This is a genomic window from Stenotrophomonas sp. STEN147, assembly GCF_056757995.1.
The window spans coordinates 1-17,189 of record NZ_JBRRCG010000004.1 but is presented as its reverse complement, the minus strand read 5'-3'; the positions used below and the strand labels follow the sequence as shown (position 1 = coordinate 17,189).

Annotated in this window: 17 protein-coding genes; 8 read left to right on the top strand and 9 right to left on the bottom strand. The window is 66.4% G+C overall.

From position 1 onward, the window contains the following. Positions 1-696, bottom strand: coding sequence for a response regulator transcription factor (locus tag ACVOKU_RS06290; RefSeq protein WP_065174346.1), 696 nt, complete (start codon positions 694-696; stop codon positions 1-3). Between the two features lie 194 nt (positions 697-890). On the opposite strand from ACVOKU_RS06290, the gene ACVOKU_RS06285 reads away from it, so the two are divergent. Then, positions 891-1,328 (top strand): NUDIX hydrolase, encoded by a 438-nt coding sequence (locus tag ACVOKU_RS06285; protein ID WP_481559410.1) that lies wholly within the window; start codon positions 891-893, stop codon positions 1,326-1,328. 7 nt (positions 1,329-1,335) lie between these two features. Here ACVOKU_RS06285 and ACVOKU_RS06280 read toward each other — a convergent pair whose 3' ends face one another. Then, positions 1,336-2,841: a YifB family Mg chelatase-like AAA ATPase gene (locus tag ACVOKU_RS06280; RefSeq protein WP_481559409.1), complete on the bottom strand. Its 1,506-nt coding sequence runs from the start codon at positions 2,839-2,841 to the stop codon at positions 1,336-1,338. A 272-nt stretch (positions 2,842-3,113) separates the two neighbouring features. Here ACVOKU_RS06280 and ACVOKU_RS06275 point away from each other — a divergent pair, with 272 nt between their 5' ends. After that, complete coding sequence (locus tag ACVOKU_RS06275; RefSeq protein ID WP_481559408.1) at positions 3,114-6,107, top strand: TonB-dependent receptor; 2,994 nt, start codon at positions 3,114-3,116, stop codon at positions 6,105-6,107. Positions 6,108-6,650: 543 nt separating this feature from the next. Continuing rightward, positions 6,651-7,259, top strand: a complete 609-nt coding sequence (locus ACVOKU_RS06270; protein WP_481559407.1) for a DUF998 domain-containing protein — start codon at positions 6,651-6,653, stop codon at positions 7,257-7,259. 93 nt (positions 7,260-7,352) lie between these two features. Here ACVOKU_RS06270 and arr read toward each other — a convergent pair whose 3' ends face one another. Both arr and ubiK read right to left on the bottom strand, forming a co-directional pair. Next, a complete protein-coding gene (gene arr / locus ACVOKU_RS06265; protein WP_065181514.1) occupies positions 7,353-7,787 on the bottom strand; it encodes an NAD(+)--rifampin ADP-ribosyltransferase in 435 nt (144 codons plus the stop codon). A gap of 125 nt (positions 7,788-7,912) precedes the next feature. Beyond that, a complete protein-coding gene (gene ubiK / locus ACVOKU_RS06260) occupies positions 7,913-8,164 on the bottom strand; it encodes a ubiquinone biosynthesis accessory factor UbiK (protein WP_053518135.1) in 252 nt (83 codons plus the stop codon). Between the two features lie 154 nt (positions 8,165-8,318). Between ubiK and ACVOKU_RS06255 the strand changes: the two genes are divergently transcribed. After that, positions 8,319-8,657, top strand: coding sequence for a P-II family nitrogen regulator (locus tag ACVOKU_RS06255; protein ID WP_005411374.1), 339 nt, complete (start codon positions 8,319-8,321; stop codon positions 8,655-8,657). Positions 8,658-8,804: 147 nt separating this feature from the next. On the opposite strand, the gene ACVOKU_RS06250 is transcribed toward ACVOKU_RS06255, so the two are convergent. Further along, entirely contained in the window at positions 8,805-9,464 is a 660-nt protein-coding gene (locus ACVOKU_RS06250) for an RIO1 family regulatory kinase/ATPase domain-containing protein (RefSeq protein ID WP_481559406.1), read from the bottom strand. A gap of 447 nt (positions 9,465-9,911) precedes the next feature. On the opposite strand from ACVOKU_RS06250, the gene ACVOKU_RS06245 reads away from it, so the two are divergent. Then, on the top strand, positions 9,912-10,817 hold the full coding sequence (locus ACVOKU_RS06245) for an aspartyl/asparaginyl beta-hydroxylase domain-containing protein (RefSeq protein ID WP_053520375.1): 906 nt from the start codon (positions 9,912-9,914) through the stop codon (positions 10,815-10,817). A gap of 72 nt (positions 10,818-10,889) precedes the next feature. Here ACVOKU_RS06245 and speE read toward each other — a convergent pair whose 3' ends face one another. Further along, a complete protein-coding gene (speE, locus tag ACVOKU_RS06240; RefSeq protein WP_128988323.1) occupies positions 10,890-11,741 on the bottom strand; it encodes a polyamine aminopropyltransferase in 852 nt (283 codons plus the stop codon). Positions 11,742-11,947: 206 nt separating this feature from the next. Here speE and speA point away from each other — a divergent pair, with 206 nt between their 5' ends. Then, positions 11,948-13,837: an arginine decarboxylase gene (gene speA, locus ACVOKU_RS06235; protein WP_053520373.1), complete on the top strand. Its 1,890-nt coding sequence runs from the start codon at positions 11,948-11,950 to the stop codon at positions 13,835-13,837. A gap of 43 nt (positions 13,838-13,880) precedes the next feature. Further along, positions 13,881-14,201: a DUF6122 family protein gene (locus ACVOKU_RS06230; protein WP_481559405.1), complete on the top strand. Its 321-nt coding sequence runs from the start codon at positions 13,881-13,883 to the stop codon at positions 14,199-14,201. Between the two features lie 29 nt (positions 14,202-14,230). On the opposite strand, the gene ACVOKU_RS06225 is transcribed toward ACVOKU_RS06230, so the two are convergent. Genes ACVOKU_RS06225 through ACVOKU_RS06215 form a run of 3 tightly spaced genes read right to left on the bottom strand, consistent with a single transcriptional unit; the run spans position 14,231 to position 16,526 of the window. Further along, positions 14,231-15,574 (bottom strand): sensor histidine kinase, encoded by a 1,344-nt coding sequence (locus ACVOKU_RS06225; protein ID WP_481559404.1) that lies wholly within the window; start codon positions 15,572-15,574, stop codon positions 14,231-14,233. Continuing rightward, a complete protein-coding gene (locus ACVOKU_RS06220) occupies positions 15,571-16,230 on the bottom strand; it encodes a response regulator transcription factor (RefSeq protein WP_053520370.1) in 660 nt (219 codons plus the stop codon). Before ACVOKU_RS06220 ends, ACVOKU_RS06225 begins: the two co-directional genes overlap by 4 nt. Continuing rightward, on the bottom strand, positions 16,230-16,526 hold the full coding sequence (locus ACVOKU_RS06215) for a PepSY domain-containing protein (RefSeq protein ID WP_481559403.1): 297 nt from the start codon (positions 16,524-16,526) through the stop codon (positions 16,230-16,232). Before ACVOKU_RS06215 ends, ACVOKU_RS06220 begins: the two co-directional genes overlap by 1 nt. Before the next feature lie 147 nt (positions 16,527-16,673). Here ACVOKU_RS06215 and ACVOKU_RS06210 point away from each other — a divergent pair, with 147 nt between their 5' ends. After that, positions 16,674-17,108: a PepSY domain-containing protein gene (locus ACVOKU_RS06210; RefSeq protein WP_180875589.1), complete on the top strand. Its 435-nt coding sequence runs from the start codon at positions 16,674-16,676 to the stop codon at positions 17,106-17,108. Positions 17,109-17,189 lie beyond the last annotated feature (81 nt).

The following is a 17,189-nucleotide window of genomic DNA, read 5'->3' as shown; positions in this document are numbered from 1 at the left end:
TTACTCCGGTTGCCCGGGCGCGGGGTTGGAAAGACGCCAGCCCACGCTGTGTACCGTTGCGATGAGCGGGTAGTCGAAGCGCCGATCCACCTGCAGGCGCAACTCGTGGATATGCGTTCGCAACGCGCCACTGTCAGGCGGTTCGTCACCCCAGATCAGGTACTCCATGTCCTGCTTGCGCACGACGGCCGGCGCCGCCCGCACCAATGAAACGAGCAGTTTGTGGGCCGTCGGCGTAAGGCTGATCGCCTTGCCGCACCGCCATGCCTGCGGCGAGCGCGTATCCACCTGCAGCTCCTGCCACGCGATCACCGTGTCCACCTGCCGGCCCTGGGCTCGACGTACCAGGGCCTTGATGCGGGCATCCAGCTCGGCCAGTGAGAACGGCTTGACCAGGTAATCATCCGCGCCCAGGGCAAGGCCCTGCACCCGGTCGTCCACCTGGTCGCGCGCGGTGAGCATCAGGATCGGTATGGGGTTCTGGAACTCCTGCCGAAGCCTGTGGCACAGCGTCATCCCATCGAGGCGGGGCAGCATCAGGTCCAGCAGAACGGCGTCATAGTCGTTCTCCGTCGCGCGGCGCAGCCCGCTGGCGCCGTCCCGCGCATCATCCAGCACGTAGCCCAGTGGTTCCAGGAACGCGTACAGATTGGCTACCAGCTCAGGATTGTCTTCAATGATGAGCAGGCGTGTCATGGGCCGCGCGCATGAGGAGACATGAAGCCCGAACTTTGGCCGATCCACCGACGTTTGCCAAGCCTCGTCGCCCGTTCCGCCAAGGGCCCGCACGCCATGACTGCGGCATGAAGCAGCTGCGCATGTCCTTTTTCATCTCTTGAGCTTTCGCCTATCGTGTGCGGTCCAGCGGGCATCGACAGACGGAGGAAATCATGGAGACCAGACGATCCGCGCGCCTGGTGATCGTCGATGAAGACGGAAGGCTTCTGCTGTTCCGGTACCACGACGAACACCACGCGCCCTTCTGGGCGACCCCGGGCGGTGAACTTCTGCCGGGCGAGAGCTATCTGGACGCGGCGCGGCGCGAGCTCCGGGAAGAAACCGGACTGAACCTGCAGATCGGCAGGCTCGTTGAGGAAAGGGACGCCGTCTATGCGGTCGCCCGTTCGACACCCGCGCGATGGCTGGAGACGTATTTTCTGGTTCACGCTCCCGCACAGCCAGCCATTCGACGTGACGGCTGGACAGAAGAGGAGAACGCCACGATCACGGACTGGAAGTGGTGGCGCGCAGAGGAAATGAGAGAGCAGCCTGCCTGCGTGTTCAAGCCGGAATGGCTGCCGGCATTGCTGGAGCAGCTGCGGTCATGACGCAGCATCATTGGCCCGCCTTCCCCCGATCCAGCTGTCGATAGCCAATCGCCTCGGCCAGATGTGCGGTCTGGATGTTCTCGCACCCGGCCAGATCGGCAATCGTGCGTGCCACGCGCAGAATGCGATGCATCGCGCGCGCTGACAGCTGCAGGCGCTCGATGGCGTGCTCCAGAAGATCCTGGTCGGCCTCGCCCAGTCGCGTGCACGCGCGCAGCGCAGCGGGCGGCAGATGCGCATTGAGTCCCCCGCGCATCTGCTGCCGCGCATGTGCAGCCTCCACCCGCCTGCGCACCGCATCACTGGGCTCGCCCAGCGGCGTGCTCTCACGCAGCTCCACCGCATCCATGCGCGTCACCGCGATGTGCAGGTCGATGCGGTCCAGCAACGGGCCGGAGACTCGGGCGCGATAGCGGGTAATCCGCTCATCGGTGCACAGGCAACGGTTGCTGCGGTCGCCGGCCCAACCGCAGGGGCAGGGGTTCATCGCCGCGACCAGCTGGAACCGCGCCGGAAACATCACGCTGCGTGCAGCGCGGGCGATGCGGATGTGGCCCGATTCCAGCGGCTCGCGCAGGGTCTCCAGCGCGCTGCGGTTCCACTCGGGAAGTTCGTCCAGGAACAGCACCCCATGGTGCGCCAGTGATATCTCGCCGGGGCAGGGCGGATTGCCGCCGCCCACCAGTGCCGCAGCGCTGGCGCTGTGGTGTGGCGCGCGGAACGGTCGCTGCCGCCATCGCTTCGGGTCCAGCCCTTCGCCGCTGACCGAGGCGATGGCCGCCAGCTGCAAGGCATCGATCTCGGTGGACGCCGGCAGCAGCCCGGGAAGGCGTGAAGCAAGCAGGGTCTTGCCACAACCGGGGCTGCCGATCAGCAGCAGATGGTGCCCGCCGGCCGCAGCCACTTCCAGCGCGCGCCGTGCGTGCACCTGCCCGCGCACATCGGCCAGATCCGGCAGCGGCAGGGGCGTGGTGTCGACCCGCTCAACCTGCGGCAGCAGGCGCGGATTGCCCAACCCGGCGCAGCATTCCAGCAACGTGCGGGCCACGCGCACGTCGGCGTGTTCGGCCAGCGCCGATTCGGCCGCATTCCCCGGTGGGACCACCAGGATGCGGCCCGCTTCGGCCGCCGCGATGGCGGCGGGCAGCGCGCCTGCAACCGGGCGCAGCTCGCCGGTCAGGCCCAGCTCGCCCAGGAACTCGTACGGCAGCAGCGACTGCGGCGGGATCTGGCCACTGGCGGCAAGAATGCCCAGGGCGATGGCCAGATCGTAGCGCCCGCCTTCCTTGGGCAGATCGGCGGGCGCCAGGTTCAGGGTGATGCGCCGTTGCGGGAAATCAAAGCGCGCGCAGAGCAGCGCCGCGCGTACGCGTTCGCGCGACTCGCGCACACTGGTTTCGGCCAGACCGACGATCTGGGTGGCGGGCAGGCCACCGGAAAGATGTACTTCCACCCGCACCAGCGGGGCCTCGACCCCGGCGCGGGCACGGCTGTAGACCAGGGCCAGGCTCATGTGTGCTTCCTGCAGAGAGAGAGGCTCGATGGTGCGGTCGTCACTCTGTCCGTCGCCATCAGGCATTGCTGGCCAGGCGCCTAGGGCTTTCCTGCGTGGCACGAGGAGGGGGGGGGGCACCGACGCGCGCGCGGTTCGGTATGACCGTCGGCCAAAAGCAGATAACCACTGAGCATTTCTGCATTGGGGCGCGGGCGGGGTTAATGAATGTGCGATGTCTGGTCCACCGATTGCGGCTGGCATTGCTTCCCCCACTACCCGTACAGCCCACGATGACGACAGCTCGTTCTTCACTGCGCCCGCGACTGCTGGCGTTGGCGGTGTTGCTTGCCACCGCGTCTCCCACACTTCATGCACAGTCCACCACCGGCGCGATCGCCGGACAGGCGCCGGCCACCGCCCAGCGCATCTTCGTCCGCAGCGATACCGGCCTCACCCGCGAGGTGACGGTCGATGGACGAGGCCGCTTTACCGTCGGCCAGCTGCCGCTGGGCCGCTACGTGGTGGAAGCACGCGACGCCGAAGGGAACGTGCTGCAGAGCCGCGAGGGCATCTCGCTCACGGTAGGTGCCAGTACCGAGGTGTCCTTCGCTGACGTCACCCGGCTGGACGGTGTGCAGGTCAGCGCCGACCGGGCAGCGGCTGCGATCGATGTCAGCAGCGTGGACTCGCGCACGGTGATCACGGCCGAGCAGCTGCAGCGCCTGCCACTGGGTCGCTCGGCCGAGGCGATCGCGCAGCTTGCGCCCGGGGTCAACGGCAACAGTGGCAATGGCACCTATGCCGGCCCGACCGGTGCACAGCTGGTGAGCTTCGGTGGTTCGTCCGCTGCCGAGAACGCCTACTACATCAATGGCTTCAACAGCACCGATCCACTGCGCGGTCTGGGTGGCCTCACGCTGCCCTACGGCAGCATCGACCAGCAGGAAATCTACACCGGCGGCTACAGCGCCAAGTACGGCCGTTCCGATGGCGGCGTCATCAATGCGGTGGGCAAGCGTGGCACCAATCAGTGGCGATTCGGTGGGCAGGTCACCTGGGAGCCGGCGTCCACGCGCTCGGACAAGGACGATGTGCGTTACCCGGGCAATGGCGCGCTGTATTCACCGGAAAGCCAGGACCGCGAGTGGGTGACTACGCAGAGCATCTACGCCGGTGGCCCGCTGCTGGAAGACCGGCTGTTCTTCTTCGGCTCGTACGAGCTCGAGCGCCGTGAGGGCACCGACGTCAAGAACGTGGAGGCGACCAATGCCTACTCCCGCTATGAGTACGACCGCCCGCGCTGGTACGCCAAGCTGGACTGGAACATCACCGACAACCACCTGCTGGAGCTGACCGGAGCCTCCAGCCGCAATGTCTTCCGGGGCGATAGCTTCGCTTACGACTACGACACGCTCACCCGCGGTGTGCAGCGTGGCAAGGAAGACACCACCAAGACCGGCGGCGACCTGTGGACGGCCAAGTACACCGGCTACCTGACCGACCGGCTTACCGTCAGCGCGCAGTACGGTGAAATGCGTACCGATGACTACATCGGCAACCCGGCCTACGACGGCAGCCTGACCTACATCAGCAGCGCCACGCTGCAGAATCCGGCGCTGAACGGTGGTACGCCGATCACCAATGCGCAGACCACGTCGCTGCTGGTCAACCCGGATCGCGGCAACCGCACCAACAACCTGCGACTGGATGCGAACTACAGATGGGGCAACCACAGCATCACGGTCGGCATCGACAACCAGAATGCCCGTGCGCTCAACCGTGGCTCGGTGGCCTCCGCCGACGGTTACTACTGGATCTATGGCCAGTCCAACCCGAACGTGCCCCTCAATACCGGCCTGGGCGTGCCGGCCACCGGCGGCATCCGCAATGGTGAGGACGGTTATTACGTGCGCCAGTACATCTACAGCGCACTGGCGTCGGTACGCGCCTCGCAGCGGGCGCAGTACATCGAGGACAACTGGCAGGTGACCGACCGCCTGCTGTTGAACCTGGGCCTGCGCCTGGACCAGTTCACCAACTACAACCGTGATGGCGACGCCTACATCAAGCAGACCAGCGGGCAGTGGGCGCCGCGGCTGGGCTTCAGCTGGGACGTCGATGGCGACGGGCGCTTCAAGGTGTTCGGCAACGCGGGTCGCTACTACCTCGCGCTGCCGCTCAACCCAGCCTTCAACGCGGCGGGCGCGACGCTGGCCACCTCGACGTACTACACCTATGGCGGCATCGACAGCAACGGCTATCCGACCGACCTCACCGCGTTCTCCGGCGCGGTGTCGGCCAACAACTACTACGGCGTGCTGCCCGATCCGAAGACGGTGGCGACCTCCGGCATCGAGCCGTCCTACCAGGACGAGTTCATCCTGGGCTTCAGCAGGGCGCTCGGCCAGAACTGGGTGTACGGCGCAAAGGCGACCTATCGGGTGCTGCGCAGCGGCGTGGATGACTACTGCGATATCGGCGCGGTGCTGGCCAAGGCCGACAGCCTGGGGTATGACGTCACCAAGGACAGCAATCCGGTCAGCTGCTGGCTGATCAATCCTGGCCGCGCGAACACCTTCAATCTGGTCGATACCAGCGGCAACTACGTAAGCGTGCCGCTGACCAATGCCGAGATGGGCTTCCCCAGGTTCAAGCGCAACTACTACGCGGTGAACCTGTCGCTGGAGCACCCGTTTGATGGCCGCTGGTATGGCCGGGCGGACTACACCTGGTCGCGCAGCTACGGCACCACCGAAGGCCAGCTGCTGTCGGGCATCGGCCAGACGGCGGTGTCGACCACGCAGGCCTGGGATTACGCGCAGCTGATGGAGCACACCAACGGGCCGCAGAGCAACGACCACACCCACCAGTTCAAGCTGCACGGTTACTACCAGTTGACGCCGGAATGGCTGGTCTCGGCCAACCTCAAGGTGATTTCCGGCGCGCCCTTCAGCGCGTTGGGTTCGTATGGCCCGAACTTCGAAGACCCTTCCGGCTACGGCATTGCCTACCACTTCTACAACGGCCAGCCCGCGCCTCCGGGCAGCCAGGGGCGGCTGCCCTGGCTGAAACAGCTGGATCTGGGTGTCTCCTACCGGCCTTCGGTGGCGGCTGGGCGGCTGGGCTTCAATCTGGATGTGTTCAACGTATTCAACAGCCAGGTGGCGTTGTGGAAATCGCCGTACTCCGAACTGGATCCGGGGCAGCCGGACCCGCTGTACGGCGCAGCGACGGTACGGCAGGCACCGCGCTCGCTGCGCGTCAGCGTGAGCTACGACTACTGAGGGAGTGCGCCGGCACGGGCCGACATGAGCTGCCAGCGGTAGGGAGGCGGACGATGCGTGGCTCGAAAACCGGGTTGTGTTGGGCCGGCGGGCACGGAGGCCCCCACGCACCGCCCGCCTTAGCCGGCAGGCGTAGACTTCATCACAGCAGCGGGTTTTCGACGCCCGGCCACCGATGCACGGTGGCGGAGCAACGATTGCCCGCCGTTGTGGGGAGTGCCAAGGGAACGGGGCCAATGCGGCCGGGCCCGAGACGTTTCTGGCATTGTCGTATAGGGAGGAGTGGCGCGAGAGGCTTGAACGGCGGGGCTTTCGGCATTTCTGGGACGGATCCGTCAGATTCGTCTGTTGGAGAGAGACGAGTGCGTTGATTGCGACAGCGTGCGGCGCGCGCCTGCGAAGGTGCGAGTGACTTTCCACCTATTGACCGTCCAGCGCGCCACGCCGAGTCTGACTGCCGCGGCACTGCACCTTAGGACGAGAAGGCGGTGGTGTTTGAATGGATTCGCCGACCCGCGCAGACCCCGACAAGGATCATTGCAGATGTTGCGCCACAGCCGACTTCTTCTTTTCGCGGGTCTGATACCCCTGCCATGGTTCCTGTTCTGGACCACCGTTGCTGCGATGCTCGCACCCGGTTACAACCCGATTGCACAGCACGCCAGCGAGCTGCTGCAGGCACCCGCGCTCGCAAGCCTGTGCGCACGGATCGCCGCCATCGGCTGCGGGCTGGGGTTCGTACTGTTTGCCATTGCGCTATGGCGGGAATCCGGTCGCCGGATCGCCGTGGGTGCCGCCTGCTGGATGATCTTTGGCGTCTCCATGTTGACCAACGGGCTCTGGCCCATGGGTCATCCGATGCACGGCTTCTACGCCATCGGTATCGCGAACATCATTGCGCCGGCGATGTCGCATATCGAACTGAAGGCCTGGTCGGTCAACCGAAGGGCCTATGCCGTGACTGCCGTGGTGAGCATCGCGGCGGTGGTCTATCTATGGTTGAACCTGGTGGGCGCGGATCCGCAGGGTTTCAGGGGACTCACCCAGCGCCTGTTCTCTTCCATCAACTCCCTGTGGCCCTTCCTGGTCGCGCTGTACCTGCTGCGCAACGGCCACAATGCGCTGCGGACGCAGCCCGAACAGCGCCTCTAAGGCCATCACAGCAGGTTCTGATGATGGAATCACGCTACGTACATGCGCGGCTGTTGGAAGACGCCGACGTATCGCGTCGGCGTCTTCCAACCATCAGTTGATGATCTCGCCACTCCCCGATGCGACGAACTCCCTCAACTGCCGGATGAAGTCCGCATCGTAGGGTTCCCACTCGGTGATCTCACCGACAATCCGCAACGGCTGTGCACTGCGATACGACCGTGTCGGGTTCCCGGGAAACTTCTTGTTGGTGACGTTCGGATCGTCCTCGAACGGCCCGGTCGGTGCCACCACGTACACACGCGGCGGTCCCTCGCCCCGGGCCATCTCCGCGGCCAGCCCGGCACCTTTGGCAATCGTGGTGAAGTAGATGTGGTTCATCACCACGCCATCGCGATAGTTGGAGCCGTAGCCGGCAACCAGCAGATCGCCCGTGGCCAGGTCGGCCCGGGTGCCGTGATAGAACGGCCCGGCGACCTGATCGCAGGTGTCCTGCGAAACGGGCGTCCATTCGGTGTCCTGCGTCATCGCGATACCCCCAGGTTGTCCTGCCGGATCGACAGGCCGGCGAGTCTAGGGGGCCAGGTGGGCCTTGCTGCAAGGCCCCATCCGGGAAATAATCTGTAAGTGGGAGGCGCAGCGCGCCTCCTTTTTCATTCTGCGGCGCGGCGCCCTTCCAGCTCGCGCACCGCTGTTTCCAGCGCATCCAGCTTCTGGCGGGTCTTCAGCAGCACCGCGCGCTGCACTTCAAATTCCTCGCGCGTGACCAGATCGAGCTTGGCCAGGCCGGCCTGCAGCGCGCTCTTGAAGGTGGCCTGGAGTTCCTCGCGTGATTCGCGCAGGCCCGGCGGCACCAGGTCGCTGAGGCGGCGGGCGAGGTCATCGATTTGGTTCAGGTCGATCATGGGGTGCTCCGTGGGTGGCGCCCGCGCATCAGGCGCGGGCAGGCCGTTCAGCCACAAGGATACTGCCGGCGCGCGCTGCCCGGACAGGCGGCCGCGGCGTCGCACCGGGCGCGTTCAGGCGCTATCCTCCACGCCGGAAGACAGGAGATCGACGATGAAGATGGTCATGGCGGTGATCAAGCCGTTCAAGCTTGACGACGTGCGCGAAGCGCTGGCCGAGCGTGGCGTCACCGGCATCACGGTGACGGAGGTCAAGGGCTTCGGCCGCCAGAAGGGCCATACCGAGCTGTACCGTGGCGCCGAGTACGTGGTCGACTTCCTGCCGAAGGTGAAGCTGGAAGTGGCGGTGACCGATGACCAGGTGGAGGCAGTGGTGGAAGCCATCGTCAAGGCGGCCGGTACCGGCAAGATCGGCGACGGCAAGGTATTCGTGTATGACCTGGGCAGCGTGGTGCGTATCCGTACCGGCGAGCTGGACGCAGACGCGCTGTAAGCCGTCCGGCGGGATGTTGTAGAGCCGACCCGATGCTCGGCTGCCGTTCCGCCGTCATGTAGAGTCGAGCTTGCTCGACTCTACAAAGAGCAGCCGAGCATGGGCTCGGCTCTACAAGGAGCGGTAAAGCGGTGAGCGGAGCGACGCTTACCGGCGCTTCGCCCACTTATAGAACCGCTTCCAGCCCTGGCGCACTGCGGCCACCCAGCCGGGGTCGGCCACCAGGGCGGCCTGGGTGGCGCTGGGCGCCTGCCCGGTCACGCGCTGGCGGATCTTCAGCAGGTTCTTCATGTCGCTGCGGCGCATCTGCCGGGTCAGCGGATTGCGGCGCAGCCAGCGCGGTGCGCGCCAGGCCGAGGTGAAGTCCAGCAGCACCGGTACGCCGCCGCTGACCACCACGTTGGTGCCGTGCAGATCGTTATGGGTGATGCCGGCCGCATGCAGGCGGCTGAGTGCGTGCTGCAGCTGCTCGAACACTTCATTGCCGACTGCCTGGGCGGTGCTGAGGGTCTGGCCGGGAATGAACTCCATGCCCAGTGCCAGGCCTCCCAGTGTTCCCAGCAGCGCCGGCGCGTGCTTCCAGCCGCCCAGGCGCTGCAGCATGCGCGCTTCACGGCGCACCATCAGGCGTGCGACCAGCGACAGCGGCGTGCCGCGATAGCGGGAGTAGTCCTTGATGACGGCCTCGCGGCCATCCAGGCAGGTGCGATAGACATCGGGGGCCAGCAGGCGTTCGCCACGCTTGAGCAGCAGGGGCGTGGTGGCGTCATCGCCGCAGGTCTGGCAGGGGGAGACAGGAAGGGGCATGGCGGGGTCTCGGACGACCCGGTGGGCGGCGCTGAAGCGTCAAGCGAACCGGTGAGGCGGGGGAAACTGGCTAAACTTTCGTTAAGTCAATTTTAGTACCGGCAAGTTCGCTAATCCACGTTCTGTCGGAGAAATGTCGGGGCCGTTGCTGGAACAGTTCGTCGCGCATGGGCGGACAATTTCGTCTCACTTCTCGGCGTGGGGCATTGAAAATCAATAAGTTGAAGAAGAAATCCACCCGTTCAGCCAAGCGCCGCTGAACATGGCGCACGTGTGGCTTGACCCCGGCGCACGGCCTGCCGACCATAAGCTGCTCATCCGCGACATCGGCGGCCGCCCCGTTCCGGCACGTCCCCGTCCCCTGCCGCGTTGCCACCGATGCCGGCCGCCTGCGCCGTGCATCGCCCCCTGATTCCCGTTCCGGCTGCCGCCGGAGGAAAGTTTTTGATGATCAAGATCGTACTGGCAGTGCTGTTCGTGGCCTGCGTGCTGTACATCCACTTCCGTGGCAAGGTCCGCGCGCGCTGGTCGCGCCAGCTGCTGGACCACTCCAGTTTCATGGCCCCGATCAACGTGGTCATGTACATGTTCTCGAAGGTGCCGACCACGCCGTTTCTGGACCCGGGCAAGGAGTTTCCGCAGCTGGAACCGCTGCGCCAGAACTGGCAGATGATCCGTGACGAGGCGCTGGCGCTGCGCGATGCGCAGAAGATCGCTGCGTCCAGCAGTTTCAACGATGCGGGCTTCAACTCCTTCTTCCGCCGTGGCTGGAAGCGCTTCTACCTGCGCTGGTACGGCCCCTCGCACCCGTCGGCGAAGACGCTGTGCCCGAAGACCGTGGCCCTGATCGAGTCGATTCCGGATGTGCGCGCAGCGATGTTCGCGCAGCTGCCGCCGGGCAGCGAGCTGCGTCCGCACCGCGATCCGTTCGCCGGTTCGCTGCGCCTGCACCTGGGCCTGAGCACCCCCAACGATGATGCCTGCTACATCGAAGTGGACGGCATCCGGAAGAGCTGGCGCGACGGCGAGTGGATGATGTTCGACGAGACCTACATCCACCACGCGCACAACGAGACCGAGCAGGACCGCGTGATCCTGTTCTGCGACATCGCGCGCCCGCTGCGCTTCGGCCTGCCGGGCCTGTTCAACCGTGCGGTGGCCGCCACGCTGCTGGCCGGTGGCGCTTCGCCGAACCTGCCGGGTGATCCGACCGGGGGTGTCAACAAGGCATTCGGCAGCCTGTACAAGGTGCGCCTGAAGGCCAAGGCGCTGCGCGAGCGCAGCGTGGTGGCCTACCAGGTCATCAAGTGGGGCCTGGTGGCGGCGGTGATTGCCGGAATCTGGGCGCTGTAAGCGAAACGCCGGGCATGGCCCGGCGCTACCGGAACACGAACACCCCGCGCTGTGGCCAGCGCGGGTTTTTCTTTACTTCAATGCCGCCTGCACGAACGGCGGGGTCACCAGCACGCCGGTGTGCAGCGCGGCGGTGTAGTACAGGGTCGTGAAGGTCTTGGCGGCCGAATCGGCCTGGCGGAAGTCGAAGCTGCTGTCGCCCTTGCGCGCCATGGTCACGCTCCACCAGCCGGTCGGGTAGCACGGCTGCGGGAACGGCAGGGTCTTGAACGAACCGAAGCCGGCCTTGCCCATCTCGGTACGCATCTCGTTGATCAGTTCCAGCTGCATCAGCGGCGATTCGGACTGCTGCACCAGGATGCCATCGTCCTTCAGCGCCTTGAAGCAGCTCTCGTAGAAGGCCTTGTTGAACAGGCCTTCGCCCGGGCCGACCGGGTCGGTGGAGTCCACGATCACCACGTCCACGCTGCCGGCCGGGCAGTTGGCCATGTAGGCCACACCGTCATCGAACAGCAGTTCGGCGCGCGGATCGTCGTTGGAGTCGCACAGCTCCGGGAAGTGCTTGCGCGCCATCACCGTAACCTGCTCGTCGATGTCGCACTGGGTCACGCTCTCCACGCCCTTGTGCTTGAGCACTTCGCGCAGGGTGCCGCAGTCGCCGCCACCGATGATCACCACGCGCTTGGGGGCGGCGTGGGTGAACAGCACCGGGTGGCTGATCATCTCGTGATAGAAGAAGTTGTCCTTGCTGGTCAGCATGATGGCGCCATCGATGGTCATCAGGTTGCCCCAGTCGGTGGTCTGGAAGATCTCGATCTTCTGGAAGGGCGACTGCACCTCGTCCAGCTTGCCGGTGATGCGGTAGCCGATGGCCGAGCCGGTGCGCTCGAAATGCTCGATGTACCAGTTGTTGCTGTCAGTCATGGGACGTGTCCTTCTGGGGTCCTGTTCGGAGGGGGTAGAGCCGGGTTGGCGGCACGGGGCCGCGTGGCGCAAGCCACATCCGGACGGATCGGCCTGTTCAGGTCCGGCAGGAGCCGGGTCACGGGCGCGGGCGCGCATGATAACGAACCTGTGGGCATATAGGCGTTATCATGCCCCCCCTTTTATTGCCAACAAGGCCGACTGAAATGACCGATTGGTCCCTCGACCAAGCCCGCAAGACCTACTCGATCCCGCATTGGGCGGATGGTTACTTCGACGTGGATCAGGCCGGGCACATGGTGGTGAGACCGACCGGGGCGGACGGCCCGGTGGTGTCGCTGCCCAAGGTAGTGGACGCCGCCCGCGAGGCGGGCGCCAAGCTGCCACTGCTGGTGCGCTTCCCGGACATCCTCGGCCAGCGCCTGGGCAAGCTGCAGGCGGCATTCGCCCAGGCCCAGCAGGACTGGGATTACGCGGGTGGTTACACCGCGGTGTACCCGATCAAGGTCAACCAGCACCGCGGCGTGGCCGGTACCCTGGCCAGCCACCACGGCGAGGGCTTCGGCCTGGAGGCGGGCAGCAAGCCGGAGCTGATGGCGGTGCTGGCACTGTCGCGCCCGGGCGGCCTGATCGTCTGCAACGGCTACAAGGACCGCGAGTACATCCGCCTGGCCCTGATCGGTCGCAAGCTGGGCCTGCAGACCTTCATCGTCATCGAGAAGCCGTCCGAGCTGAAGCTGGTGCTGGAAGAGTCCAAGGCGCTGGACGTGAAGCCCGGCCTGGGCGTGCGCATGCGGCTGGCGTCGCTGGGCGCCGGCAAGTGGCAGAACAGCGGTGGCGACAAGGCCAAGTTCGGCCTGTCCCCGCGCCAGCTGCTGGACCTGTGGAAGTCGCTGCGCGATACCGAGTACGCCGATTGCCTGAGCCTGCTGCACTTCCATATGGGCTCGCAGATCTCCAACGTGCGCGACATCGCCAACGGCATGCGCGAAGCCACCCGCTACTTCGTTGAACTGTCGCAGCTGGGCGCGAAGATCACCCATGTGGACGTAGGCGGCGGCCTGGGCGTGGATTACGAAGGCACCCGTTCGCGCAGCTTCTGCTCGATCAACTACGGCTTGAATTCGTATGCCAGCAACATCGTGCAGCCGCTGGCCAACGCCTGCGAAGAGCACGGCCTGCCCCCCCCGCGCATCGTTACCGAGTGCGGCCGTGCGATGACCGCGCACCATGCAGTGCTGATCGCGAATGTGTCCGAAGTGGAACAGGCGCAGGAAGGCCGCGTGCCGGACCAGCACGATGACGAGCCGGCTTCGATCCGTCACCTGCGCGAGATCCACGAGGAACTGGACGTGCGCCCGGCGGTGGAACTGTTCCAGGAGGCGCAGCACTTCCATGCCGAAGGCCTGTCCAGCTACGCGCTGGGCCAGATCGACCTGCCGCAGCGTGCGCGCATCGACGACCTGTTCTACGCCATCGCCCACGGCGTGCGTGCGCGCCTGAGCTATGACGAGAAGAGCCACCGTCCGGCGCTGGATGAACTGAACGAGCGCCTGGTCGACAAGTACTTCGTCAACTTCAGCGTGTTCGAATCGATTCCCGACGCGTGGGCCATCGACCAGGTGTTCCCGATCGTGCCGATCGAGCGGCTGGACGAAGTGCCGGACCGTCGCGGCATCATCGCCGACATGACCTGCGACTCGGATGGCATGGTCAAGACCTATGTCGAGAACGAGAGCCTGGACAGTTCGCTGCCGCTGCACGCGATCAAGCACGGTGAGAGCTACCGCATCGGCTTCTTCATGGTCGGCGCCTACCAGGAGATCCTGGGCGACATCCACAATCTGTTTGGTGACACCGACGCGGTGGAAGTGGTGGCTGATGCAGACGGCTACGCGATCACCCAGCAGCGTCGTGGCGACACCACCGACGTGATGCTGGACTACGTGGGCTACCGGCTGGACGACCTGCGCGCGGCCTATGCCCAGCGCGTGGCTGCCGCCGGGCTGTCGCCGGAGCGTGCGCAGGAACTGTCGCAGGCGCTGGAGGCGGGCCTGACCGGCTACACCTACCTGTCCGACGAGCCGCTGGTCTGATGCCTGCGGCCACGCCGGGCATGGCCCGGCGCTACCGGTCCTGATGAGCGCCCGCGCGATCTTCCACCTGTTCCTGCATGCCGCCGTGCCAGCCCTGCTGGCATGGCTGTTCTGGCGCAAGCGCTTTGCTTCGGCCTGGTTGCTGATGCTGCTGGGCTGGATCATCGACCTCGACCACCTGCTGGCCGACCCGATCTACGCCCCGAACCGCTGCAGCATCGGCTTCCATCCGCTGCATACCGCGCCGGCGATCGCGGTGTACGCCGGGCTGTGCGTGCCGAAGAAGACGCGATTGATTGGCATCGGCCTGGTGATCCACATCGTGCTGGACGCCATCGACTGCTGGTGGATGCACCACCGCTGAGGCGGGTCGCGTGCAGCGCCGGGACGGCACTACCGGGGAGGCGGGGCGTCTGTCGGGGCCAGCGGCAGTTCCAACCGTGCGCGCAGTCCCGGGTTCTCGTTGGAAAGGCGCAGTGAGCCGCCGTGGCTGGCGGCGATCTCCGCGGCGATCGCAAGGCCCAGGCCGCTGCCTTCCACCCGTTCGTCCAGGCGTACGCCACGCTGCAGGACACTCTCCAGCTTGGCTTCGTCCAGTCCCGGGCCGTCATCGCGCACTTCGATATGCAGCCGGTCCTGTTTGGCCAGGGCCCGCAGGCGTACTTCGCTGGCGGCCCACTTGCCGGCGTTGTCCAGCAGGTTGCCCAGCATCTCCTCCAGGTCGGTGGCTGCGCCGGCGAAGGCCAGCCCGTGTGCCACGTCCATCTGGAAGCGGATGCGGCGGCCGGCATGCACGCGGGTCATCAACCGGCACAGTGCCTCCACTGCGGGCGCCACATCGCTGCGCTGATGGTGGTCCACGGCCAGGCCGGCGGCCAGGTAGCGGTCGATGCTCGCACGCATGCGCGCGCCCTGTTCGTGCACCGTGCGCCGCCAGCCGCGTCCTTCACCCTCCGCCTCGGCCGCCAGCACGCTCAGCGGCGTCTTCAGGGCATGCGCCAGGTCCTCGGCGCTGCTGCGCGCGCGCGCGACCATGCGCTGGTGGTGGTCGAGCAGGGCATCGAGCTCATCGGCCAGCGGCGCGATCTCCAGATCCAGCCGGCTGCGGTCGATGCGCTCGGCATCGCCACGGCGGATGCGTTCCAGCTGCTGGCCCAGGCCGCGCAGTGGGCGCAGGCCGAAATGCACCTGGCTGGCCAGCACCGCCAGCCATGCCGCGACCAGCAGGCCCAGCGCGAGCGCGCTGCGCTGACGGAAGGCGGCGGTGTCCGCGTCCAGCGCGCTGCGATCATGGGCAACCAGCGCAATGTAGGGCTGCGACGCACGTGGCAGGCGCACCTGCTGCACGCGGGCGCGCAGCGATTGCTGCATCGGCCCGCTCAGATTGCGCTCGGCCGGGCCGGTGGCCGTGACCGGCAGGGTCTGGTCCCACAGCGAGCGCGACTGCAGCAGCACCTTGCCGTTGCGGTCGGTGATCTGCCAGTACGCGCCGGAGAACACACGCTGGAAGCGCGCGTCGTTGGGTTCCTGGCGCAGCCGCAGCTGTCCGTCGGGATCGATTTCCGCCTGCGCGAGCAGAGTCAGCATGTCCTGCTGCAACTCGCCATCAAGACGGTCGCGCGCGCTGCGCTTGAACAGCTCGCCCAGCAGCACGCTGGCCAGCACCGACACCAGCACCAGGCCGATGCCCCCCACCAGCAGCAGCCGCCGCCGCAATGAAGGCAGGCGCGCGCTCATGCCTCGGCCAGCCGCCAACCCTGGCCACGCACGGTATGGATCAGTTCCACGCCCAGCTTGCGCCGCACCCGGCCAAGCAGCACGTCCAGCGCGTTCGAGTCCGGATCGTAACCGCCTTCGAAGACCTGTTCGCCGAGGCGATCGCGGCTGATCACGCGGCCGGCGTGATGGATGAAGTAACTCAGTACGCGGAACTCCTGAGGACTCAGCGGCAACGGTTGCCCGTCCAGTTCAAAGCGACCGGCGTTGACGTCAAGCTGCAGCGGGCCGCACTGCAGGCGCGGGCTGGCGTGGCCCCGGCTGCGGCGGATCAGGGCACGCAGGCGCAGCACCAGTTCATCGGCCTGGAACGGTTTGGTCAGGTAGTCATCGGCGCCTGCATCGAAGCCGGCCAGCTTGTCGTGCCAGCGGCTGCGTGCGGTCAGCACCAGCACCGGAAAATCGCGGCCATGGGCACGCCAGCGCTCGATCACGCTCAGTCCATCCAGGCCGGGCAGGCCAAGATCGACGACCGCTGCATGCAGGTCCTCGATCTGGCCGATCTCTTCCGCACGACGGCCATCGGTGGCTACATCGACCACATAGCCCGCCTGCTCCAGCAGGGGCTGCAGGCGTTTGGCCAGCTCGGTGTCATCCTCGGCAAGCAGGATCCGCATCAGTCGTCCAGTTCCATCTTCAACAACGTCCCGTTGCGCGCATCATAGTCCAGCTCCACCACTGCGCCGTCGTCACGCAGGATCTCCACCTCGTACACCGCGTCGTCCAGCTCCACCTCCAGCAGTTGGCCGGGCTGGCGCCGGAGCGCGTCGCGCACCACCTGTTCCAGGGGCACGTAGCGGCCCTGCTGCACGGCACGGCGCGCGACCTGCTGCGCCGGGTCCGGCGCAGGGCCGGCAGCGGAGCCCGGAGTGGCCAGGGCCAGCAGCAGGGGCAGGGGCAGGGAGACCAGCATCGGTGACGGATCCTCGGGCGATGGTGACAGGCGCGAGCATGGCACCGCCGACTAACAGCCGACTAACGATGGCCGCTAAGGGGCTGTTAACCGACCGCGGCATCGTGGTGCTGCCGGAATGGTCCGGCCACGAACAGGAGAACTCCCATGCTGAAGTCGCTCACCCTCGCCACCGTCGCCGTGCTGGCCATTGCGCCGGCCGTGCACGCTGCACCGCTGGGCATGGCCCAGGCCGAGCAGGCCCTGCGCAAGGCCGGCTACACCCAGATCCACGAGATCGAACGCGATGACGGCCTGTGGGAAGCCGACGTCAGCCGCGCCGATGGCCGCTTCAGCGAGGTCTACGTGGACCCGAAGACCGGCGAGATCTTCGATGAGCACAACGGACGCGCGCTGCTGCCGACCGAGCAGGTGCTGGCCAAGGCACAGTCGCAGGGGCTGCGCGAGATCCACTCGCTGGAGCGCGATGGCGCCACCTGGTCGCTGGAAGCGCGCAATGCCCGCAACCAGAAGGTCGAGGTGCGCCTGAGCGGCTATGACGGCCGCATCCTGCACAGCGAACGCGACGGCTGGCTGGATTGACCGCCTCGGGTAGCGGCCCGGCCAGGCCCGCGGGCCCCAAGAAAAAGCGCGAAGCCCCCGGCACGGCCCCCCCCAACCCCA